Annotated in this window: 19 protein-coding genes; 12 read left to right on the top strand and 7 right to left on the bottom strand. The window is 65.3% G+C overall.

What is annotated here, in order from left to right:
• Positions 1 to 133: 133 nt before the first annotated feature.
• Positions 134 to 1,468, top strand: coding sequence for a protein kinase domain-containing protein (locus VG566_RS01580; RefSeq protein WP_241883857.1), 1,335 nt, complete (start codon positions 134 to 136; stop codon positions 1,466 to 1,468).
• A 214-nt stretch (positions 1,469 to 1,682) separates the two neighbouring features.
• On the opposite strand, the gene VG566_RS01585 is transcribed toward VG566_RS01580, so the two are convergent.
• Both VG566_RS01585 and VG566_RS01590 read right to left on the bottom strand, forming a co-directional pair.
• A complete protein-coding gene (locus tag VG566_RS01585) occupies positions 1,683 to 2,504 on the bottom strand; it encodes an adenylate/guanylate cyclase domain-containing protein (RefSeq protein ID WP_241883856.1) in 822 nt (273 codons plus the stop codon).
• A 1-nt stretch (position 2,505) separates the two neighbouring features.
• Positions 2,506 to 2,961, bottom strand: coding sequence for a Pycsar system effector family protein (locus tag VG566_RS01590; protein WP_158454142.1), 456 nt, complete (start codon positions 2,959 to 2,961; stop codon positions 2,506 to 2,508).
• 704 nt (positions 2,962 to 3,665) lie between these two features.
• Here VG566_RS01590 and VG566_RS01595 point away from each other — a divergent pair.
• The gene (locus VG566_RS01595; protein WP_241883855.1) at positions 3,666 to 4,784 is read left to right on the top strand and encodes a sensor histidine kinase; all 1,119 of its coding nucleotides are present in this window, start codon (positions 3,666 to 3,668) and stop codon (positions 4,782 to 4,784) included.
• A 22-nt stretch (positions 4,785 to 4,806) separates the two neighbouring features.
• On the opposite strand, the gene VG566_RS01600 is transcribed toward VG566_RS01595, so the two are convergent.
• Positions 4,807 to 5,286 (bottom strand): GNAT family N-acetyltransferase, encoded by a 480-nt coding sequence (locus tag VG566_RS01600; protein ID WP_241883854.1) that lies wholly within the window; start codon positions 5,284 to 5,286, stop codon positions 4,807 to 4,809.
• 133 nt (positions 5,287 to 5,419) lie between these two features.
• Here VG566_RS01600 and VG566_RS01605 point away from each other — a divergent pair, with 133 nt between their 5' ends.
• Positions 5,420 to 7,615 carry a hypothetical protein gene (locus tag VG566_RS01605; RefSeq protein ID WP_241883853.1) on the top strand — a complete coding sequence of 732 codons (2,196 nt, stop codon included), beginning with the start codon at positions 5,420 to 5,422 and terminating at the stop codon, positions 7,613 to 7,615.
• Between the two features lie 71 nt (positions 7,616 to 7,686).
• Positions 7,687 to 8,172: a TspO/MBR family protein gene (locus tag VG566_RS01610; RefSeq protein ID WP_053494703.1), complete on the top strand. Its 486-nt coding sequence runs from the start codon at positions 7,687 to 7,689 to the stop codon at positions 8,170 to 8,172.
• A 16-nt stretch (positions 8,173 to 8,188) separates the two neighbouring features.
• Here the strand turns inward: VG566_RS01610 and VG566_RS01615 are convergent, their stop codons facing one another.
• Positions 8,189 to 8,482: a hypothetical protein gene (locus tag VG566_RS01615; RefSeq protein WP_014647137.1), complete on the bottom strand. Its 294-nt coding sequence runs from the start codon at positions 8,480 to 8,482 to the stop codon at positions 8,189 to 8,191.
• A 263-nt stretch (positions 8,483 to 8,745) separates the two neighbouring features.
• Between VG566_RS01615 and VG566_RS01620 the strand changes: the two genes are divergently transcribed.
• The 3 genes from VG566_RS01620 to VG566_RS01630 are packed head-to-tail and all read left to right on the top strand — an operon-like array spanning position 8,746 to position 13,839.
• Complete coding sequence (locus VG566_RS01620) at positions 8,746 to 10,983, top strand: ATP-binding protein (RefSeq protein ID WP_241883852.1); 2,238 nt, start codon at positions 8,746 to 8,748, stop codon at positions 10,981 to 10,983.
• A complete protein-coding gene (locus VG566_RS01625; RefSeq protein ID WP_014647135.1) occupies positions 10,980 to 11,447 on the top strand; it encodes a response regulator in 468 nt (155 codons plus the stop codon). The genes VG566_RS01620 and VG566_RS01625 overlap by 4 nt, the downstream gene beginning before the upstream one ends.
• Entirely contained in the window at positions 11,440 to 13,839 is a 2,400-nt protein-coding gene (locus VG566_RS01630; protein WP_164076853.1) for a response regulator, read from the top strand. The genes VG566_RS01625 and VG566_RS01630 overlap by 8 nt, the downstream gene beginning before the upstream one ends.
• Positions 13,840 to 13,841: 2 nt before the next feature.
• Here the strand turns inward: VG566_RS01630 and VG566_RS01635 are convergent, their stop codons facing one another.
• Genes VG566_RS01635 through VG566_RS01645 form a run of 3 tightly spaced genes read right to left on the bottom strand, consistent with a single transcriptional unit; the run spans position 13,842 to position 15,842 of the window.
• On the bottom strand, positions 13,842 to 14,534 hold the full coding sequence (locus tag VG566_RS01635) for an oxidoreductase (RefSeq protein ID WP_032961090.1): 693 nt from the start codon (positions 14,532 to 14,534) through the stop codon (positions 13,842 to 13,844).
• Between the two features lie 13 nt (positions 14,535 to 14,547).
• Positions 14,548 to 15,222: a ChrR family anti-sigma-E factor gene (locus tag VG566_RS01640; RefSeq protein ID WP_049405290.1), complete on the bottom strand. Its 675-nt coding sequence runs from the start codon at positions 15,220 to 15,222 to the stop codon at positions 14,548 to 14,550.
• Positions 15,219 to 15,842: a sigma-70 family RNA polymerase sigma factor gene (locus VG566_RS01645; protein ID WP_014647131.1), complete on the bottom strand. Its 624-nt coding sequence runs from the start codon at positions 15,840 to 15,842 to the stop codon at positions 15,219 to 15,221. Before VG566_RS01645 ends, VG566_RS01640 begins: the two co-directional genes overlap by 4 nt.
• 134 nt (positions 15,843 to 15,976) lie before the next feature.
• Between VG566_RS01645 and VG566_RS01650 the strand changes: the two genes are divergently transcribed.
• From VG566_RS01650 to VG566_RS01670, 5 genes are all read left to right on the top strand, one after another.
• Positions 15,977 to 16,744: a hypothetical protein gene (locus VG566_RS01650; protein WP_241883851.1), complete on the top strand. Its 768-nt coding sequence runs from the start codon at positions 15,977 to 15,979 to the stop codon at positions 16,742 to 16,744.
• Between the two features lie 81 nt (positions 16,745 to 16,825).
• Entirely contained in the window at positions 16,826 to 17,776 is a 951-nt protein-coding gene (locus VG566_RS01655; RefSeq protein WP_075075970.1) for an acyl-CoA desaturase, read from the top strand.
• 1 nt (position 17,777) lies between these two features.
• Positions 17,778 to 19,055 carry an NAD(P)/FAD-dependent oxidoreductase gene (locus VG566_RS01660; protein ID WP_049439856.1) on the top strand — a complete coding sequence of 426 codons (1,278 nt, stop codon included), beginning with the start codon at positions 17,778 to 17,780 and terminating at the stop codon, positions 19,053 to 19,055.
• On the top strand, positions 19,052 to 19,819 hold the full coding sequence (locus VG566_RS01665; RefSeq protein ID WP_164109217.1) for a DUF1365 domain-containing protein: 768 nt from the start codon (positions 19,052 to 19,054) through the stop codon (positions 19,817 to 19,819). The genes VG566_RS01660 and VG566_RS01665 overlap by 4 nt, the downstream gene beginning before the upstream one ends.
• Positions 19,816 to 21,075, top strand: a complete 1,260-nt coding sequence (locus VG566_RS01670; RefSeq protein ID WP_100450033.1) for an SAM-dependent methyltransferase — start codon at positions 19,816 to 19,818, stop codon at positions 21,073 to 21,075. The genes VG566_RS01665 and VG566_RS01670 overlap by 4 nt, the downstream gene beginning before the upstream one ends.

Raw genomic sequence — 21,075 nt, forward strand, 5'->3', positions numbered from 1 at the left:
ATGCTCGAGATCAACGCAGGGTGGTCAGTTGATCCTTGGAGATACTCAGCACCGCACCTCTCTCAGCTAGCTAGATGGAAAAAAAGGCACCTGCATTTCAGCAGCAAGAACCCTTTAAATAATTGGAAATCTCGTGAAAACTCAGGCTCAGCCTCTCCTTTGGAATGACAGATGGACCGCCGTCGAGGGCGTAAAAAAACGTGGCGGCGGACAGGGCTCCATTACGCAAGTTCGCGGAAACGTCTGTGGACGGCTTGGCGCACTGAAAGAAATGCTCCCAGATCCACAAGATCGTGACGAGCGCCGGAGGCGAATGAAGCAAGAGGTTGCGGGACTAATAAAAGTTCAAGGGGACGGCGTCCCCCAAATCTTTGAATCTAACGTTAGCCAAGCCGCAGATGACGAAGAGCTTTACCTCGTCCAGGCCTGGATTGACGGTAATAACCTGCAGCAGTACGTGACAGCGCCCATGCCCATCGACGAATCGCTGGAAATTGCACTGTCACTAGCGCGCATTGTTGAAAGATGTCATGCCAATGGCGTCCTGCATCGCGACATCAAGCCAGAGAACATTATTGTTGACACAGCAGGGAAGCTGCATCTGGTCGACTTCGGCATCGCCTGGCTCCCCCTCGAAGATCGCGAGGACGGGTGGCATACGCGAGCAGGGCAGGAACTCGGGAATCGCTTTGTGCGCCTGCCGGAGATGACCGCTGGCCAGCTGCGCAATGACCCCAGATCGGACGTTACCTTCGTGGTTGCAATACTTTTCTACCTTCTGACAAACGAATACCCGCGAACGTTGTCGTTCGGCGGGGGCGGCGAACCACCCCATAAGCGCCTGCGCAATTCTTTTCCGACTACAACTAAAGATGACCCCAGGATGGATAGGCTAACCAGCATCTTTGATGTCGGTTTCCAGCTTGCGCCAAATCTGCGCTTCCAATCAATCGACAATCTAATCGAGCGCATTGATGAGATTCAACACCCTCGCCAGACCGCTCAACCCGTCGACATGGCGGAATCGGTGGCGCGATATCAGGAAATGATGAGTGAGCACGAGACGGCACAGCGCCACATCGTCCTCATGTCCATGCGAGGGGCCGCTGTTGCCTTTGAGCAGCGTATTCGAGAGCTTAGCGAATCACAGCAACTCGTTCCGTCGATGATGGCGGGCAGCCCGCTTCGAGAGAACGACTCTTGGGTTACGTCCGTGACTTTTACACACGCCACAGGGGGGCAGGAAGTGTCATCACGACACGTGATACAGATGGACGAGGCGGATATCGTCTGCACATTCAGCGTTGACGGCGAGCGTAGCGATTACTACCAAGGGCACGCAGTAGACACCATCAGGTTGAACGAAGAGGTGCGCCACCACGCAGACATTTTCTTCGCCCTGGTGCTAGGCGCGTTCGTACGGAAGGTGGCTGCCCAGCGTGCATTCATGAATCTACTTGAGTACTGAGTAAATGAATAGCCTAGATGAGCTTTCGGCGGCCGATTGATGAGCAGTCTGTTTCGACCGCCGAGCGCATCAGGGCTGCAGCGGGACGTCTGTGACGAGCGCGAGCGAGACACGGCCGGCTGCCGCCGCGGCAAATGGGAACGGCCTGATCGTACGTTGGCAAATGCCCTTCTGCACGTTCCCAGAAGGCCCGCCGCATCCGGCCATTCTCAAATTACCGTGGCCCATCCGTCGGCACAAAATTTCTTAGAAGCCCTCCGCCCAATATTGTCGGTGAAGTAGGTCTCACCGTTTTACGGGTATACCTCCAACATGAGTAGCGTCCGCCGCCGCCATAGACCCATGTCCAGTCCGGGGGTGTAACATCGACAAAGAATGCCTGACCCAGCAATGATTCTCCTGCGCGAAGACGGTCCCCGCAGAATATTTCATTGGTGCCGGCCAAGCCCTGCAGCTTGCATGCAATATTTGCCGCGGGCCCCACTGCTGTGAGTGAGCTACGATCGTGACTAGCAGCCCCTCGCGGCACCCCAATACGGGCGAGAAGAATGTCGCCTAGATCGACACCGACTCGAGCGTCCACTCGCTCGATCCCGTGCTGCTTCAGGACTGGATTCACAACATCCTCCAGCACGAACAACATTTCGCTACATGCGGAAAGCGCCTTAGATGCGATCGAGGCAGCGTTTTCAGCAACGCCCAACACCGCCATCAAGCCATCACCAGTATTCTTCTCAACGTAAGCGCCGTGCCTGAAAAGGACGCGCATCATGGAAGGAATCACGCAGTTCAGCATGAAAAGAGTCTTCTTTAGCTCATCAATTTGCGACGAGGACGTCCTTCTAGTGAAGCCGCGGATGTCGAAGAAGATCACGGCAGCCGTTACACTGCGCGCTGAACCGATAGAGAGATCCTCTACGGATGGCGCTACACGCCCGCTGGTGATATCACTCAGGCGCTCAATCGTCGTCGGGACGCTACTTGCGAGGGCTGAGACATAGCCGCTGTAGTCCGCAAATGAAAGGCGAGGGCTCATGTCAGTTCACCGCAACTGCGAGGGCAATTGAAGCGCAGGCGGCTCCGAACCAGACTATCGCTCGTCGAACATGGAGCGTCTTCCTGATGAGAATCCGACTCACCTCAAAATTCTGGCGCGCGTACTCCCGCCCGATGTCTTCGTCTGTCAATTTCTCAACTGATTTCCAGTAGTCCTCTGCGCTCTTAAAGCCCGAGACATCAGTCCAGAAGATATGCCCATTTCCGCTATGAGGCGTTCTGGGAAGCACTGTATGCAGCGCGTAGAACGATGCCACCCCAGCGAATGAAACCCCCACGATCCGCAGGATTGGATCGGCGCTCTTTGCCTGATCGGAAAGACCCAACCCGATAAGCACAAGCGCCGCAGCTGCCACCGCCGTTGCCTTCACATCCATCAACTGGACGTATTGATTCAGATATCCGTTTACCGTCGATGGAAAATTCCGCCTGTCCATGGGCACCCCAAAAGAAATTTTGGAAAGATTACGCCAAACCGGGCTGCAGCCGCGTCTCCTGGGGTGTAGGGGCGTCGCCGCACGAGAGCGCCTTACACGCGCTGGCGTGACCTCGGCCCACGAGTCATGTAGACCACATTGGACGCGCACACATGCCCAACTGCCGTTCTCTGCGGATTCTGAGGGCATCGGCAAGGTAGATGACGCTAGATTTCGCCGTGGACGAGACTCCCCGGGTGGCCGAAGCCCGGAGGGACAGCCTCCGCCATCATCAGTCGCCATTCCCGGGCAATGTCGCAAGTCAGGGCCCACCAAGGCATGTCGCACGGCTCCAGCTGATGACCTTCGGGTGTGAAAAGTGTCCACATTTGAATCCGAAACCGGCCCAAGGGCCGGTCAAGTCAATACGGCCTTGGCCGGAGTCTGAGGTCGCAGGCAAGAGCCGAGCCAGAGGCCCAGCCATTGCCATGCGGAAGAGACGAAGGCTCGGATTCGGCCGATCCATGATTTCGCATAATGTATATTATGTTCTAGCCAGACTGGCCCGGGCGACCGCCGCCCGGGCCCAACCCGCGCTGCAGGCTCCCCCTTCAAATGGCCGCCCCAACACCGGCAGAACCGCGCTCCACAGGCCGAGCCTTTCTCACCCCGTATCCAAACGCCCTCGTGTAGGCTCGGCGCACCACTTAAGGACGGGTTTGGCGATGCGCCTGGCTGATTTTATCGAACAGAATGCGCGGGAAATCCTCGACGACGCGGTGGCATTCGCCGAAACGCAGGCGCCCGATACCGTCGAGTTCAGCGCAAAGCAACTTCGGAATCATCTTCCCCAGATTCTTCAGGCGGTCATAGACGATCTCAGATCGCCGCAGACAGACTCCCAGCAGCTCGCAAAGTCCCACGGGCTTGCACCGTTGAAACCCGGCCCCGAGTCCGCCGCGTCCTATCATGGCCGAACCCGCGCCATCGCCGGCTTTGGCCTCAACCAGATGGTGGCTGAGTATCGAGCGCTTCGGGCTTCGGTACTTCGGCGATGGGCATCCGACCAGCGGCTGGTCACTTCATCGATCGATGACATCCTTCGTTTCAATGAGGCCATCGACCAGGCGGTGGCCGAATCCCTTGCTCAGTTCTCTGCCGAGGTCGAATCCTGGCGGCAGATCTTCCTCGCGGCGCTCGGGCATGATCTCCGAGGCCCCTTGGCAGCGATCATCTTCTCGGCAGACACCCTGGCCAGTGGGCTGCAGGACCCAGCTTTGGCCAAGCAGGCCGAGCGGATCATCAACGGCAGCATGCGCATGAAAAAGCTGCTGGACGACCTGCTGGCTTACAGCCGCAGCAAGCTGGGCGATGGGATGGCCATTCATCCGGTGGACTGCGATCTTGCCCAATCGCTTGGCGAGGAAGTCGAATTGCTCCGCGCTGCCCTGCCCCACGTCCCCATCACGTATGAAGTTGAAGGCGATGCCCGCGGTTGCCTCGATGCCTCTTCGTTGCGCGAGGCGGTTCACAACCTCACGACCAACGCTGCAAAGTACGGCGAACACGGCACCGATGTGCGGATCAGCGTTGAGGGCCTCGCCGACCAGATCCTGATCACGGTGAGCAACACGGGGGCCGAACTGTCGAACGAAGTGTTCAACAGCCTGTTTGATCCCTTGCGCCGAGGCTCGCTCAACGCGTCACAGGGAGAACACGCGAGCCTTGGCCTCGGCCTGTTCCTGGTGCGGGAAATCTGCCACGCGCACCGCGGCACTGTCCATGGAAGATGGCGTGATGGCCGCACCTCATTCGTCATCACACTCCCGAAGAATGCTGATTGAGGCGACCGCCCTTGCGACGGCACTACAGGAACCTGTGCATCACGAAGACATCGACCAACCCGCGCTGGCCATGCCGGAAGGCCTCTGGCAGCGTCCCAACCACCGCAAACCCCAGCTTCCGGTACAGCGCCACCGCCGGGCCGTTGGTGCTGACCACGTAATTGAACTGCATGGCCAGGAACCCTTCCGCCCTCGCCAGCTCCAGGCTGTGTTCCACCAGGGCTCGGCCCACGCCCCGCCCCTGTGTCGCGGCGTCGACCACATACGTGGCGCTGGCCACATGCGCCCCAAGGTCAGGGAAATTCGGGCCCATCTTGTACATGCCCACAACCCGGCCCTCCAGCACAGCTACATGAGGTGCCTGGGCCTGGAACCAATGCGCGCGAAACGTCTCGACGGCGAAAGAGCCAGCAAAGGGCAGCGCATCCTGCGTCGCAATGGCTTGCTCGAACATGCCCCACATCACGTCGAAATCGCCTGCACGGGCGGGCCGGATATCCATGCGACTCCTGCAGATCTGTGGTGGTGACCAGGCCGGACACTACCAGAATCCAACGCCTGCTCCGTAGCTGCTTCACGCGCCACCGCCATCGGCTCGGCAATAGTTGCAGATATTCCGGCCTTCAGAGCAGTAGATGCCCCCTGTTTCCGCGCACATCCCGCACCGGCTTCGACGGTGGCGTGTTCCTGCCTGCGTCCTGCTGGGCATCTACCTGCTGTACCTGCTGGCCGGCAACATCTTCCTCAACACACCGCTGTTCGACCAGGTCACCAACCGCAAGCCGCACAAGTTCGTGATGACCACTGGGCCGGCCATTACCGTGCTGCCAGGCCATGTCATCGCCTGGAACGTGCACATGCGCGGCCATGTGAACCACACGGTCTACGTGCTGCACGCCGACCGCGCCAGCGCTCGCTTGGCGGTGCTGCCCCTGTTCCAGCGCGAGGTGCGGGTGCCCCGGCTGCAGGCCACCGGGGTTTCGGCCGAGATCAGCCGCGTGGAAGAGGCCATCCCGCCACCGCCGCGCAGCAACCGGGGCTGGACCCTGCGCTTCGACGCCATCCACAGCGACAGTATCCGCAGCGCACGTTTCGGCAAGCTGCTGATCATCGGCCAGGGCCAGGGCACGGTGGGCTTCCTCAAGCAGCTGCGCGGCGGGCCGTCGGAACTGTTCGAATCCGAGGTTGCATTCAGCGATGCGGACACCAGCTTTGACGGCGTGCAGCTGTTGGGCGACATGGATCTCACCGCGCGCTTCAGCTATCCGCGCCATTATCGGGACCAGGCGCCCGGCCTGGCCAAGTTTCAGCTGCTGCATGCCCAGCTCGAGGTCGATGCCCGCAGCCAGGGCCTGCGCATGGACACCAATGCCACAACGCCGAAGATCTCCAGCGCACCAGTGCCCGGACGGCTGCAGGCCGCACTCCACCTGATCGATGGCCAACTGCAGCCCGGAGACCACGCGCTGTGGCAGGTGCCGCTCTACCTGGGCGACGGCGCCCCCGATCGCGGCATGCTGGCGCTGCAACTCAATGTGGCCAGGGACCTGCGCCTGCAGGCCCGCTTGCCGCCAAAGTCCGGTTCAGGCAGCGAGGTGGATGCCGATCTGCATATCAGTGGCCGGGACATTCCCTTCCAACAGCCCGCACAGCTGCTGGAACGCAGCTCTGGCACAGTGCGCGGCGAATGGACGTTCACCTCGCTCAACTGGATCCCTGCCCTGTTCGTGCGCAAGCCGTGGCTGCAGCTGGATGGCGGCGGCACGCTGAAGGCGGACCTGCGCCTTCGCAACGGCGAGCTGACCGAAGGCAGCACCGTGGACATTCCTGCAGCCGAAGCCGTGGCCGAGGTGGCGGGTGTGCGCTTGGCAGGCACGGCCAGCGCCCACGGCGAACTGAAGGCCGGCACGCCCAGCCAGGCGCGGCTGGCCGTCCGGTTGCCCCGCTTCACCGCGCGGCCAAGCGATGCCAAGGACGTACGCCTGTTCGACGGCCGGGATCTGGCCCTGGACCTGACCGGCGATGGCCGCCTTCAGGAACTGCGCAAAGGCGTCCGCGCGCAGCTGCGCTTCAGTGAAGCCACCATCCCTGATCTGACCGCCTACAACCGTTATCTGGGCTCGCCCCAGGTGCGGCTGCTCCGTGGCACCGGCACCGTAAGTGGTGATGCGACCCTCGATACCGACGGGCGCGTCGGCCATGGCACGGCCCGGCTGTTGGGGCGCAACGCCAGTGCAAAGGTGGCAGGGCTGGACATGGGCGGCGATATCGACGTGAACGCAACACTGCGCCGGGGAGACTTCAACCAGCGTCATTTCGATCTGTCCGGCACCACGGTCGAGCTGCGCAACGTGCAGGTGGCGGGCACGCAGGGCTCGACGGCATGGAAAGGCCGCGTGGACTTCAGGCGTGGGCGCATCGATGCGCAGTCGCCGTTCCAGGTGGATGCCACCACGGACCTCGATCTCAGCGATGCGCGACCGTTGCTGGCGCTGTTCGCAGAGCGCACCGACTACCCGCGCTGGACCTTGTCCCTGCTGGATTCCGGACAGGTACAGGCGCAGGCGACGCTGCGCTGGCGCCCTGGCCATCTGGTCATCGATGGCCTGCAGGCCGAGAACGACCGCCTGTCGGTACGCGCGCGGCTGGATCTGCTGGAACAGCGCAAGCGCGGTGATCTCTATCTACGGTGGGGGCTGCTGGGTGCGGGCATCGAGCTGGACGGCGACCAGCGCCAATGGCACCTGGCCAAGGCACGCGAGTGGTTTGACCAGCAGCCTTCCCTGCTGCCAGCGGGCCAGGGCACGGGTGCTGCAGGCTCGTCGCACTGAAGGCAACCGTCTGCATCCATTGCCGGCCCCGGTGCGTATACACCGACGCCCCAATTGACGAGTTGCACGCAATGAACAAGCGCACACAGGCCTATGGCCTTCTGGGATGGGTGGCGATCACCTTCGCCGCCGCCGCACTGGGCGCGTGGGCCTCGACGTCCGCCGCCAGCTTCTATGCCACCCTCGTCCTGCCTGCATGGGCGCCGCCTGCCGGTGTGTTTGGCCCGGCATGGACCCTGCTGTACGCCATGATGGCGATTGCGGCGTGGCTGGTCTGGCGGGAGCGCGGCTGGCGCGGCGCGCGGCCTGCGCTGTGGCTCTATCTGGTGCAGCTGGCCATCAATGCACTGTGGAGCTGGCTGTTCTTCGGCTGGAAGCTGGGCGCCCTCGCCTTCGCCGACATCCTGGTGCTGGTGGCGCTGGTGTGCGCGACGATGCTCGCGTTCGTGCGTGTCCGCACGATGGCAGGCGTACTGCTGCTGCCCTATCTGGCCTGGATTTGCTTTGCCTCGGCGCTCAACTTCGCAGTCTGGCGAGCCAACCCCGGGCTGCTGTGACAGCGCGCCGCATCACTTACGCCTGGGCCACGACCTGTGGGCGCCAGTTCCTCAACAGCGCCGGCTTGAACGCCTGCTGCCCGCAGCCGGTGGGGCAACGCACCACACGCGCCGACGAATGGCTGACCAGCCCTTGTCCTTCTTCGGCCTTGAACACCGTCTCGCAGGACAGGCAACGGGCCACCAGCGAATACAGGTGCAGCAACCGGCCACTGGCGGGGTCCTGCAGTGCATCCACATCCAGCAGTTCGAACTGGCAACTGTCAGCCAGCATGCGGTACGGCGTAGAAGGCAGGGTCTGCAGGTTCACGGGCGTGGTATCCGACGGAAGTCGAGCCACCCTAGGGCAGCCGCTGTCGAGCCGGCGTGCAGCGCAGATGCACTGGCCGCGAAGCCGGCAGAGACGCCTGCCGCATGCGCATCGCTGCTTGTATGAAGAATTCAGTTTCAAATGGAGGACACGCCACATGCACAGGGAGGTAGGCGGATACGCTCTTTTGCTTCACCATCCATGGTTACCGGATACACCGCTGGGTCGTTCCTGCCCTTCACGAATGATGAGTCCCGCCCTTGATGCCTTCTGCTGAGCCCACGCACGACGCTGCCCTGTCGCGTTGCGCGCGCGAACCGATCCATACCCCCGGCGCGATCCAGCCGTACGGTGTGCTTCTGGTGGTGGAACCGCACTCGCTGCAGGTGCGTGAGCGCGCCATCAGCCACCCCGCCCTGCTGCAGCAGTTCGGCGAGCCGTTGATGCAACACGTCGCCGAGGTGATGGGTGGCGTGCTGGCGCCGTTCCAGGCGGTGTTGCAGCAGGCCACGGTTGGCAGCAGCGCACACGTGGGCGCGGTGCATCTGGATGGCCATGGCCGCCACCAGCTGCTCGTGCACCGGTCTGCAACCGACCTTCTGGTTGAACTGGAGGCGCCGGTTCCGGGCCAGCCCGGTTCGCTGGAAGAGCTGTACCCGGCGATCCGCGAGCTGATGTCCGGCATCGAGACCGCCACGACGGTGGAAGACCTGTGCAGGCTGGCCGCCGCGCATGTGCGACGCCTCACCGGCTTCGACCGCACCCTGGTCTACCAGTTCGATGCAGGCTGGAATGGCACGGTGGTGGCCGAGGATGGCAACGGCCTGCTGCCATCCTATCTGGACCTGCGCTTCCCCGAATCGGACATCCCCGCCCAGGCGCGTGAGCTGTACCGCCGCAACCGGGTGCGCCTGATTGCGGACAGCGATTACACCCCTGCGCCGCTGTTGCGCGCGGAAGCGCATCGCGACGCGCCTCCCACCGACCTGAGCCTGGCCGTGCTGCGCAGCGTCTCGCCGGTGCACCTGCAGTACATGCGCAACATGGGCACCGGGGCATCAATGTCGGTGTCGCTGGTGCACGAAGGGCGGCTGTGGGGCCTGGTGTCCTGCCACGCGGTGCAGCCGCGCCGCCTGCCGTACCACGTGCGTACGGCCTGTGAGTTCATGGGCCAGATCCTGTCGCTGCAGATCGCGCTGAAGGAGCGCGCGCGCGCGATCGAGGAACGCGTGGCCCGTCGCTCGGTGCTGGTCAAGCTGCTGGCACGCATGGCCGGGGACGAAGAGTTCATGGCGGCGCTGCGCCACGATGAGGCCAGCCTGCTGTCCCTGACCGGCGCGGCCGGCGCGGCCATCGTGCACAAGGGGGACTGCATGCGCGTGGGGCAGTGCCCGCCCCCCAGCGAGGTGCTGGCCCTGGCCGACTGGCTGGCCAACCAGCACGCCGGGCAGGAAATGTACTGCACCGATCATCTCGCCGGCGACTGGTCGCCTGCCGCGCACCTGACCGACGTGGCCAGTGGCCTGCTGGCGGTGTCGATCTCGCAGCTCCATCACAGCTACCTGATGTGGTTCCGGCCGGAGGTCGTGCGCACCGTGCGCTGGGGGGGCGACCCGCGCAAGACCGAGGCACCCGGCGTGGCCCTGTCGCCGCGGAACTCGTTCGAGGCGTGGAAGGAGACCGTGCAGCAGCGCAGCCTGCCGTGGAGTGATGCCGACTGCGATGCCGCGCACGAAATGCGCACCGCCATTGTCGACATCGTGCTGCGCAAGGCCGAGGAAATGGCGGAGCTGAACGAACAGCTGGTGCGCAGTAACAAGGAACTGGAAGCGTTCTCCTATTCGGTCAGCCACGACCTGCGCGCTCCCTTCCGCCACATCGTCGGCTACTCGGAGCTGCTGGGCAGCTCTGCGGGCGAGCGCCTCAACGACACCGAACGCCGCTTCCTCGACACCATCGTGGAATCGGCGAAATCGGCCGGCACGTTGGTGGATGACCTGCTCAGCTTCTCGCAGATGGGCCGCTCGACGGTGGGCAGGGTGCGGCTGGACATGGCTGCGCTGGCCGAGGACGTACGCAGGACGTTGGCCCTGGACTATGCCGGCCGCGAGGTGCAGTGGACGCTGGCGCCGCTGCCGGAAGTCGAGGCCGATCCGACCATGCTGCGCCTGGTCTGGCAGAACCTGCTGGGCAACGCGATCAAGTTCACCCGCGAGCGCGAGCAGGCGGTTATCGAGGTCGGCCACGAACGCAACGACGACGAAGACCATTTCTTCGTGCGCGACAACGGCTGCGGCTTCGACATGCGCTACGTGGACAAGCTGTTCGGCGTGTTCCAGCGCCTGCATCACGTCGAGGAATTCGAAGGCACCGGCATCGGCCTTGCCAATGTGCGCCGCATCATCGGCCGCCACGGCGGCCGCACCTGGGCCGAGGGCGAACCCGGCAAGGGCGCCACGATCCATTTCACCCTACCCCGTTCCACAGGAGATCACCCATGAGGGACCTGCGGCCGATCCTCCTGGTCGAGGACAGCCCCAAAGACGCCGAGCTGACGATGGCCGCGTTGTCACGCTGCCAGCTGCTGAACGACGTCATCCACGTGCGCGATGGCGCCGAGGCGCTGGACTACCTGCGCTGCGAAGGCAAGTTCGCCGGCGCCATGCACGGTGGCCCGGTCGTGGTGCTGCTGGACCTGAAGCTGCCCAAGGTCAATGGCCTGGAAGTGCTCGAACAGGTCCGTGGCGACGCGCAGCTGAGCAGCACCCCGATCGTGATGCTGACCTCCTCGCGCGAGGAGCAGGACCTGGTGCGGAGCTACGAACTGGGCGTCAATGCATTCGTGGTCAAGCCGGTCGATTTCAAGGAATTCTTCGATGCCATCCAGGGGCTGGGCATGTTCTGGGGCATCACCAACCAGCCACCGCCGCACCGGCCCAACGGTTCGGGGCAGCACCATGCGTGATGGATCGCGCCGCAGTGAGCGCCTGCGCATCCTCATGCTGGAGGACAGCGCGCTTGACGCGGAGCTGATCAGCGCACAGCTGCAGCGCGCAGGCCTCGACTTCGAGGCCGAGCGGCTGTGGACCCGCAATGCGTTCATCGAGGCGATCGACAATCGCCCCTTCGACATCATCCTGGCCGACCACGTACTGCCTGGATTCGATGGCGATGCCGCCCTTGCGCTGGCGCGCGAGCGCATCCCGCACACGCCTTTCATCTTCGTCTCCGGCACCCTGACCGAAGAGCTGGCCGTGCAGGCCTTGACCCGCGGCGCACGCGACTATGTGGTGAAGCAGCGCCTGCAGCGCTTGCCGGATGCCATCCGTCGCGCGCGGCAGGAAGCCCACGAGCGCAACCAGCTGGTGCAGGCGCAGGCTGCGCTCAATGAGAGCCAGGCGCAGCTGCAGCAGGTGACCGACGCCGTTCCGGCGCTGATCGCCCGGCTCGACAAGGACCACCGCTACCGCTTCGCGAACAAGGCGTTCCTGGATTGGCATGGCGTGAGCCAGGCCGAATTGCTGGGACGCCTTGCCCGCGATGTCAGCGGCATCAGCGCCTTCGAACGTGCCCTCCCCAGCCTGGAACGCGTGCTGCAGGGCGAGCGCACCAGCTTCCAGGTCGAGCTCGTGCATCGCAGCGGCCAGTCACGATTCGTGCAGATGGACTGCGTGCCGGAGCATGCCGCCGATGGCAGCGTGGCCGGCTACATCTGCATGGGCAGCGATGTATCGGTGTTGAAGCAGGCCGAACTGGCCCTGCGTGAGGACAACCAGGCCCTGGAGCAGCAGGTGCAGGCGCGCACCGCCGAACTGCGGGCCAGCAAACGGCGGCTGCAGGCAATCTTTGAATCCAGCTTCCAGCATCAGGTGCTGCTGGATCTGTCCGGGCGCGTGGTCGATGCCAATGACGCTTCATTGGCCGCCGTGCTGGCGGACAAGAAGGACATTGTCGGCCAGCGCTTCGGCGAATCCCTGTGGTTCGCCAACACCGACGGCGTCGGCGCGGTGGTTGACCAGGCCGTCGCCGCGGCGGCGCAGGGTCGCAACTCGCTGCATTCCCTCGAGCTGGAACTGCCCACCGGCCGGCGCAGCTTCGACGTCTCGCTGCGCCCGCTGCTGGACGCCGACGGCGTGGCCACCGCCGTGGTATCGGAGGCGGTGGAAACTACTGCGCGGCGGCAGGCCGAGCATGCGCTTCGCCAGTCGCAGAAGATCGAGGCGGTCGGCCAGCTCACCGGCGGCATCGCGCATGATTTCAACAACATCCTGACGGTGATCTCGGGCAACATCGAGCACGCCATGCTGCTCAGCGAACGGGCCGGCGAAGCCGGCGCGATGGCCAGCCGTGCCCTGGACAATGCCCTGAAGGGGGTTGGCCGTGCCGCCAGCCTCACCCAGCGCCTGCTCGCCTTTGCCCGGCGCCAGCCGCTGCACAGCCAGGCAGCCAACCTCAACGAGTGCCTGCTGGACATGCAGGACATGCTGCGGCGGGCGCTGGGCGAACTGGTGCAACTGGACATCCGCACCGCCGAGGACATCTGGTGCGTGGAGATCGACATCAGCCAACTGGAAGCGTCGGTGCTGAACCTGGCGGTCAATGCGCGCGACGCGATGCCGCACGGCGGCCGCCTGGTGATCGAAGTCGACAACAGCCACCTCGACCACGACTACGCCGCATTGTTCCCGGATGCTTCCCCCGGCGAGTATGTGATGCTGCGGGTGCGCGACAACGGCCACGGCATGGACGCGGCCACCCTGGCGCGCGTGTTCGAGCCGTTCTTCACCACCAAGCAGGTCGGCCGCGGCACCGGGCTCGGCCTGTCGATGGTGCACGGCTTCGTGAAGCAGTCCGGTGGCCACGTGCTGATCGATTCGGTGGAAGGCGGCGGTACCAGCATCACCATGATGTTCCCGCGCTCGCCTCTGGCGCTGCCTTGCGAGGCTCGCGTCCCGCAGACGGGCCTGGCCGGCTACTCGCCACGCGAGGAAACCGTGCTGGTGGCCGAGGACAACGACGATGTCCGTGCGCATACAGTCGATGCGCTGCGCCTGCTGGGCTACCGCGTGCTGGAAGCGCACGACGGCCCCTCGGCGTTGCGGCTGCTGGAACGGCCGGACACCAAGGTCGACCTGCTGTTCTCGGACGTGGTGATGCCGGGCATGTCCGGCTGGGAGCTGGTGCGTGAGGTGCGTGAACGCTGGCCGGCAATCGCGGTCCTGTTCACGTCAGGCTATCCACGCGACCACGATGCGGTTGGCGCGCAGGGGCGTGCAGCCGCCCTGCTGCCAAAGCCATTTACCCGCAGTGACCTTGCGCTGGCAGTGCGCACCGCGCTGGAGGCTGCGCCGCGCTGAGGTCAGGCGGACGCATCGCGCATGCCTGCCGCGATCCGGTTGATATCCGCGCACTCGATCGTGGCCGGCGGGTTTTCTCTTCCGGCCAGGGCGATCATGGCCATGCCCAGCGCCAGGTTGCTGGTCATCAGCGAGGGCGCGAGCGCACCGGCCAGTTTCATCAACGGTGCGCCGCCCCAGTACAGGGGTTTCAACAGGGCATGCCGGGTACCTGTCCCCGGCACCGGCCGGACCCCGCCCGGACGCAGCATCACCGCGCGCAGCGGCAGCGCCTGCAACGCCCGCTCGGTCTCGCCCTTCACCCGCAGCGGCATCAGCCGGCTTTGCGGGTCCGCGCCTGCGCCGGAGACATACAGGAAGGACCCCTGCGGATTCACCGCAGCCCAGGCGCGGGCCACTGCCAGTGTGGTGTCCAGGGTCACGCGCCGGTACTCGGCCTCGGCAGTGCCAACCGGTGGCGCACCGGCACAGTAGAAGCATGCGTCGTACCCGGCCAGTTCATCACGCTGCGCGTCGATGTGCAGGAAGTCCGGGACCACCCGTTCGCTGCCGGGTCCGCGCAGGCTGCCCGGGCGCCGCACCAGCGCGGTCAAGCCGGCAACCTGCGGCGAACGCTGGCAGGCCAGGGCAACGCCCTGCCCCACCAGGCCTGCAGCGCCGGTCAGGAGAATCCGCAATGTCCGTGCCTGAGCCATGGCCAGGGCCGCACTAGAGTTTCACGAACCGCTGGATCTTGCGCGCCAGCCACCCGCTGAACACCAGCGGTGCATCCAGCGCCGACACGCAGATGCACGGCACCCCCGGCGCGGTCACCGGCTGATGCTCCACGTCTTCATCCAGGTCCGCCACGTCGCCGGGTGCGAACAGCCCCAGCGCATCGTTGTAGGAACCGCGCAGGATCTGGGTCAGCTCGCTGCGGCCATGGCTGTGCATGGGCAGGCATTTGCCCGGGGCGATCTTCAGCATGATCAGCGAAGGCATCTGCTCGGCACGGATGCAGTGCACGCCGGGTGCCATCCAGCGCCAACGCAATCCACTGAGCGATGCCCCGAAGTAGGGGTGCAGCGAGGCAGGCAGATGGTCCGGGTCGGCCTCGGGCCGCTCCTTCGGCACGGGACGCGCGGCCTGGTCCATGGCAATCGGCATTTCCGCAGCCAGCTGCATCAGCATGGCCTCGCGCAGCTGTTCGCGGCGTGGATCAGGCGCGGGCGGCTGGGTCTGCTCGAGCAGCACCGAGCCGATTGCCTCGGCCTCGCGCAGGCGCTGGCGGCAGTGCGGGCACTGCTCCAGATGCGTACCAGCGACCACGCTCAGTGGCGTGGGCAGCGCGCCTGCGGCATAGCTCATCAACGTCGATTCGTGCAGGTGGTGGCGCGGGTTCACAGCGCACCTCCCACTTTGGCCTGCAGCTGCAGGAACGCGCGCCGCAGATGCGACTTGACCGTGCCCAAGGGCATGCCGATCGCCTCGGCGATCTCGCTGTGGCTCTTGGCCTCGAAATAGGACATGCGCACCAAGCGCGCCTGCACGGCGGGCAGTTCGTTGATGCGCTGGCGCAGCCGGGCCTGGTCGGCAAACTGTTCGGCGCTGCTGCGTTCGATCACATCCAGGGTTGCTGCGTCCTCGACGGCAGCCTGCACCTGCATCCAGCTGCGCTCGCGGCGGATGCGGTCAATGTGCAGGTTACGGGCGATGCGATACAGCCACGTGCTCAGCGCACCCTGCGCGGGATCGAAGTCGGCCGCGCGCAGCCATAGCCGCAGCAGGCTCTCCTGCGCCAGTTCCTCGGCCACCGCGTCAGGCACGCCCAGGCCCCGCAGGTATACGCACAGCCGCGGCATGAAGTAATCATAGATCCGCATGAAACAGTCGCGGTCACGAAGCCGTGCCACGCCGTCCATGTCACCGGCCCAGTTCGTCGGCTCGCTGCTCGGCTGCTGGGAACTGGACACGATGCGTGCGGTATCGAAGTTGAGGGGGTTGCTGGCGGCGTCAGGGTACATCGGCGTTCGCGGCGGGCGGGTGAAGGTCTGTCCTCTGTACGCGCAGGGGCCGTGATTGGATGCAGCCGCTGCAGACGCATCCAACCGCCCATCCCCGCCGTATGACCTCAGCCCTCCTTTCCCGGATGAACGCGATGCGTACCGCCTGGCTGCTGCTGTGCCTGCCCCATGCCGCGCTGGCCGCGCCCTGGCTGCGAAGCGAGGGGGTAGCAACGTCGTCGCGCGGCGACCTGCTCTACCGCGAGGTGCACTGGCGACGCGATGCGGCCGAGGGTGCCGAGCGCTGGGTGCTGTACCAATGCGCGGACGGGCGGCCTTTCGCCCGCAAGCACCTGCCGGCCAGCGCGGACCCACAGGCGCGCGGCTATACCCTGGAGGACCGGCGCAGCGGCCAGAAGGCCGACGTCGAGGCCGCCAGCGGGAGGGTCTCGATCGCGTGGAAGGAGGATGCCGGCAGCCCACCGGTGCAGCGCGAGCTCGACCTGCCGACCGGCGCGGTCATCGACGCAGGGTTCGACGCGGCGGTGCGCCTGCATTGGCAGGCGCTCATGCGCGGCGAGCGTGTGACCCTGCCCTTCCTGGTCCCAGCGCGGCAGCGCTACTTCCCGGTGCAGGTAAGGCGCACCGGCCCGCAGCGCTGGCAGGGGACCGATGCGCAGTCGATCGAGGTCAGCCTGGACACCTGGTACGGCGGCATCGCGCCACGCCTTGCGCTGGTATATGCCAGCGCTGACCAGCGCCTGCTGGAGTTCCGTGGCACCAGCAACCTGCGCGATCAACGCGGTGCCTATCCACAGGTGACGGTGCGCTTCATCGCCGCAGCGGCTGGTCACCCCGCCAGCGAATGGCAGCAGGCCTGGGCGCAGCCGCTGACAGATCGCTGCACCGTTACGGCCAGGTGAAATCCAAATTTCCTGCCGCGCTCCGCATCCAGTGGGCCTTCTGCCGCGTAGAGGAAGACACGAAACCCGCCGAGATCCGCCATGGCCTCTGTAGCGCCCCTCCCCCGTCGACGCTGGCGCCTGCTGCGCACGCTGCAGCGCTGGTTCGATACCGGCAACGCCGCAGAGGCCACCGGCGAGCGGCCGGGGCGGATCGACTGGGTGCGCGCCGTGCCCTTCGCGCTGATGCACCTGGCCTGCATCGCAGTGATCTGGGTGGGCATCTCGTGGACAGCGGTGATCGTGGCTGCAGCACTCTATGCGGTGCGCATGTTCGCCATCACGGCGTTCTACCACCGCTACTTCTCGCATCGCACCTTCCAGGCATCGCGGCCGGTGCAGTTCGTGTTCGCGGTGATAGGCGCCTCCAGCGTACAGCGCGGGCCGCTGTGGTGGGCCGCCCACCATCGCCACCACCACCGTCACGCCGACCAGCCGCTGGACCCGCACTCCCCCCGTGAGGGCGGCTTCTGGCGCAGCCACATGGGCTGGTTCCTGACCCGCGAGGCCTTTGCCACCGACCTGTCGCGGGTGCCCGACCTGGCGCGCTACCCGGAGCTGCGCTGGCTGGACCGCTTCGATACGGCTGTGCCGGTACTGCTGGCCGCAGCGCTGTATGCACTGGGCGCCGGGTTGGAGCGCTGGGCGCCAGGCTTGCATACCTCCGGCTCGCAATTGCTGGTGTGGGGCTTCTTCATCTCCACCATCGTGCTGTTCCACGCCACGGTCACCATCAATTCGCTGGCCCATCGCTTCGGTCGCCGCCGCTTCGAGACCCGCGATGACAGCCGCAACAATCTCTGGCTGGCGCTGCTCACCTTCGGCGAAGGCTGGCACAACAACCACCACTTCTTCCCGGGCACCGTCCGCCAGGGCTTCCGCTGGTGGGAAGTGGACCTGACCTGGTATGGACTGCGCGCAATGGCGGCGCTTGGGCTGGTCAAAGGGCTCAAGCCGATTCCCGAGTGGGTGCTGGCCAAGGCGAGGTACTGACATGCGCATCGCGATCATCGGTTCGGGCATTGCAGGACTGGCCAGCGCCTGGTGGCTGGACGGCGAACACGACGTCACGCTGTTCGAGGCCAACGACTATCTGGGCGGCCATACCCACACCCACGACGTGCAGGTGGATGGCGTCCGCATGGCGGTGGACACCGGCTTCATCGTGTTCAATCCCCAGCACTACCCGCTGCTGACCGCACTGTTCGACGAGCTGGGCGTAGCCTCGCAGCCGACCACGATGAGCTTCTCGATGCACAGCGAGCGCAGCGGCGTGGAGTACAACGCCACCTCGCTGGATGGCCTGTTCTGCCAGCGCCGCAACCTGGTGTCGCCGCGGTTCTGGGGCATGCTGGCCGACCTGCGCCGGTTCTACCGCGATGCCCCCCTGTTGCTGGCAGAAGACGAGGGCCCAACGTTGGGGCAGTACCTGCGCAGCCAGCGCTACGGCGATGCCTTCATCGACGAGCACCTGCTGCCGATGGCCTCCGCGCTGTGGTCGTCCCCGACGGCCACGGTGATGGACTTCCCGGCGCGCTATCTGGCCCAGTTCATGGCCAACCACCAGATGCTGCAGATGACCGGGCGCGCACCCTGGCGGGTGGTGAGCGGTGGATCGGCCCGCTATGTCGACGCCCTGCGCGCCCGCTGGCGGGTGCATGAGCGGCTGGAGTGCCCGGTACAGTCGGTCGAGCGCATGCCGTGGGGCGCTCGCGTGCACAGCGCGGCCGGCGTGGAAGGCTTCGATGAGGTCATCCTGGCCTGCCACAGCGACCAGGCCCTGGCGCTGCTGCGTGACGCCGACCCCATCGAACGCGACGTGCTCGGCGCCATCCGCTACCAGGCCAACGAAGCGGTGCTGCACACCGACGCGTCATTGCTGCCGCGCAACCGCAAGGCGTGGGCGGCATGGAATGCCCATGTGCCCCGCGACCCTGCTGCGCCCTGCACGGTCAGCTACTGCATGAACCAGCTGCAGGGCCTGCCCGGCAGCACGCCCCTGGTGGTAACGCTCAACCGCAGCGAGGCAATCGACCCGGGCAAGGTGCTGCGCACCCTGCATTATGCGCACCCGGTGCACGACCATGCCGCAGTGCGCGCGCAACAGCGCTGGGCCGAGCTGCAGGGCCGCCGCCACACCTGGTTCGCAGGCGCCTATTGGGGCTGGGGCTTCCATGAGGACGGCATCCGCAGCGCCCGCCGCGTGGTCGATGCACTGCGCACCTGTGAACCGCACCACGTCATGGCGGCTCCCGGCGAGGTGGCCGCATGAGCGCCAGTGCGCTCTACTTCGGGCAGGTGGCGCACCGCAGGCACCTGCCACACCCGCATGCGTTCCGCTATCCGATCGCACAGCTGCTGCTCGACCTGGATGAACTCGACAGCGTGTTCGCCGGGCGCTGGCTGTGGTCGATCAATCGCCGCAATCTGGCCGAGTTCCGTCGCAGCGACTACTTCGGCGATCCCGCGCGGCCCTTGGCCGATGCAGTGCGCGACCACGCTGCATCAACCCTGGGCTACCGGCCCACCGGCCCGGTCCGCCTGCTCACCCATCTGCGCTTCGCCGGTCACGTGTTCAACCCGGTCAGCTTCTACTACTGCTACCGGGCCGATGGCAGCACGCTGGACTGCATCGTCGCCGAGATCACCAACACACCCTGGAAGGAACGGCACGCCTACGTGCTGCCGGTCGCAACGGCCACGCAGGAAGGCACCTCGCTGCGCTGGCGGTTCGAAAAGTGCTTCCATGTCTCGCCCTTCATGCCGATGGATTGTCATTACGACTGGCGGTTCAACTGCCCTGATGAGGACCTGCGCGTGCATATGCAGGTCTGGCGCGACGGCGCGCGCCAGTTTGATGCCACCCAGGTCATGCAACGACACCCCCTGGATGGCCGCGGGCTGGCCCGCGTCCTGGCCTGCTATCCACTGATGACCACCCAGGTGGTGGCCGCCATCCACTGGCATGCGTTGCGGCTGTGGCTGAAACGCAATCCCGTACACGACCACCCTACCCTTGCCGAGAAACCGCGATGAATTCGATGATTCCTTCGGTCGCGCTGCCGCGCCCCGGCGCATTGGATGCCTTCCTGCGCCGCCGCCTGCTGGCCCAGCTCGCCCCGATGCGCGACGGCCGCCTGTGCGTGCGCGACGCGCTGGGCGAAGTCTGGTTGGGCGATGCCCGCGGCGAGCTGCATGTCACCGTCACCATCGAGGACCCGGCGTTCTATCGCAAGGTGGCGGCCCAGGGCAGCGTTGGCGCCGGCGAAAGCTACATCCATGGCGAATGGCGCTGTGACGACCTGGTCGCCCTGATACGGCTGCTGGTGCGCAACCGCGATCTGCTCGACAGCATGGAACACGGCCCGGCGCGCGTGGGAGGCTGGCTGCTGCGCGGCTGGAACCGCCTGCGCCGCAACAGCCGCGAAGGCAGCCGCCGCAACATCGCCGCGCACTATGACCTCGGCAACGACTTCTTCGCCCTGTTCCTGTCACCGGACCTGATGTATTCCTCGGCCCTGTTCGCCGAAGAAGGCGAGTCGCTGGAGTCCGCCTCGCGGCGCAAGCTGGACCGCATCTGCCAGCAGTTGCAGCTCAAGCCGGGCGACCGCGTGGTGGAGATCGGTACCGGCTGGGGTGGTTTTGCGCTGCACGCGGCGCAGCACTACGGCTGCCACGTCACCACAACCACGATCTCCGCCGAGCAGCATGCACTGGCCAGCGAGCGCGTCCGCGTCGCCGGGCTGCAGGACAAGGTCACGCTGTTGATGCAGGACTACCGCGACCTGCAGGGCCAGTTCGACAAGCTGGTATCGATCGAGATGATCGAAGCCATCGGCGCCGAATACCTGGACACCTACATGGCAACGCTGCAGCGCCTGCTCAAGCCCGATGGTGTCGCCCTGCTGCAGGCCATCACCATCGAAGATCACCGCTACGAGCAGGCACGGCGCAGCGTCGACTACATCAAGCGCTATGTGTTTCCGGGCAGCTTCATTCCGTCGATCAACGCGATGGTGGCGGCCAAGACCCGATCCAGTGACCTGCAGCTGGTCGCCCAGCAGGATTTCGGCCACTCCTACGCACTGACCCTGCGCGCCTGGCGCCAACGCTTCCTTGCCCAGCTGCCCGCTGTGCAGGCACAGGGCTTTGATACGCGCTTCTGCCGGATGTGGGAGTTCTACCTGGCCTATTGCGAGGGCGGCTTCCTGGAGCGTTCGATCGGCGTTTCGCATCTGCTGCTGGCGCGCCCCGGGCATCGTCCCGCTGGCGCATCGGGTCAAGGCGGCTGA

Origin of the sequence: Stenotrophomonas sp. CASM114 (genome assembly GCF_049384325.1) — a bacterium.
In the GTDB taxonomy this organism is placed as follows: Bacteria; Pseudomonadota; Gammaproteobacteria; order Xanthomonadales; family Xanthomonadaceae; genus Stenotrophomonas; species Stenotrophomonas muris.

Coding starts and splice junctions, on each gene's coding strand:
- VG566_RS01645 (WP_014647131.1), bottom strand. CDS start 15,842: ATGTACCCTGACGCCGCCAGCAACCCCCTCAACTTCGATACCGCACGC.
- VG566_RS01610 (WP_053494703.1), top strand. CDS start 7,687: ATGAACAAGCGCACACAGGCCTATGGCCTTCTGGGATGGGTGGCGATC.
- VG566_RS01620 (WP_241883852.1), top strand. CDS start 8,746: ATGCCTTCTGCTGAGCCCACGCACGACGCTGCCCTGTCGCGTTGCGCG.
- VG566_RS01595 (WP_241883855.1), top strand. CDS start 3,666: ATGCGCCTGGCTGATTTTATCGAACAGAATGCGCGGGAAATCCTCGAC.
- VG566_RS01655 (WP_075075970.1), top strand. CDS start 16,826: ATGGCCTCTGTAGCGCCCCTCCCCCGTCGACGCTGGCGCCTGCTGCGC.
- VG566_RS01650 (WP_241883851.1), top strand. CDS start 15,977: ATGCGTACCGCCTGGCTGCTGCTGTGCCTGCCCCATGCCGCGCTGGCC.
- VG566_RS01605 (WP_241883853.1), top strand. CDS start 5,420: ATGCCCCCTGTTTCCGCGCACATCCCGCACCGGCTTCGACGGTGGCGT.
- VG566_RS01600 (WP_241883854.1), bottom strand. CDS start 5,286: ATGGATATCCGGCCCGCCCGTGCAGGCGATTTCGACGTGATGTGGGGC.
- VG566_RS01625 (WP_014647135.1), top strand. CDS start 10,980: ATGAGGGACCTGCGGCCGATCCTCCTGGTCGAGGACAGCCCCAAAGAC.
- VG566_RS01660 (WP_049439856.1), top strand. CDS start 17,778: ATGCGCATCGCGATCATCGGTTCGGGCATTGCAGGACTGGCCAGCGCC.
- VG566_RS01670 (WP_100450033.1), top strand. CDS start 19,816: ATGAATTCGATGATTCCTTCGGTCGCGCTGCCGCGCCCCGGCGCATTG.
- VG566_RS01590 (WP_158454142.1), bottom strand. CDS start 2,961: ATGGACAGGCGGAATTTTCCATCGACGGTAAACGGATATCTGAATCAA.
- VG566_RS01635 (WP_032961090.1), bottom strand. CDS start 14,534: ATGGCTCAGGCACGGACATTGCGGATTCTCCTGACCGGCGCTGCAGGC.
- VG566_RS01665 (WP_164109217.1), top strand. CDS start 19,052: ATGAGCGCCAGTGCGCTCTACTTCGGGCAGGTGGCGCACCGCAGGCAC.
- VG566_RS01630 (WP_164076853.1), top strand. CDS start 11,440: ATGCGTGATGGATCGCGCCGCAGTGAGCGCCTGCGCATCCTCATGCTG.
- VG566_RS01585 (WP_241883856.1), bottom strand. CDS start 2,504: ATGAGCCCTCGCCTTTCATTTGCGGACTACAGCGGCTATGTCTCAGCC.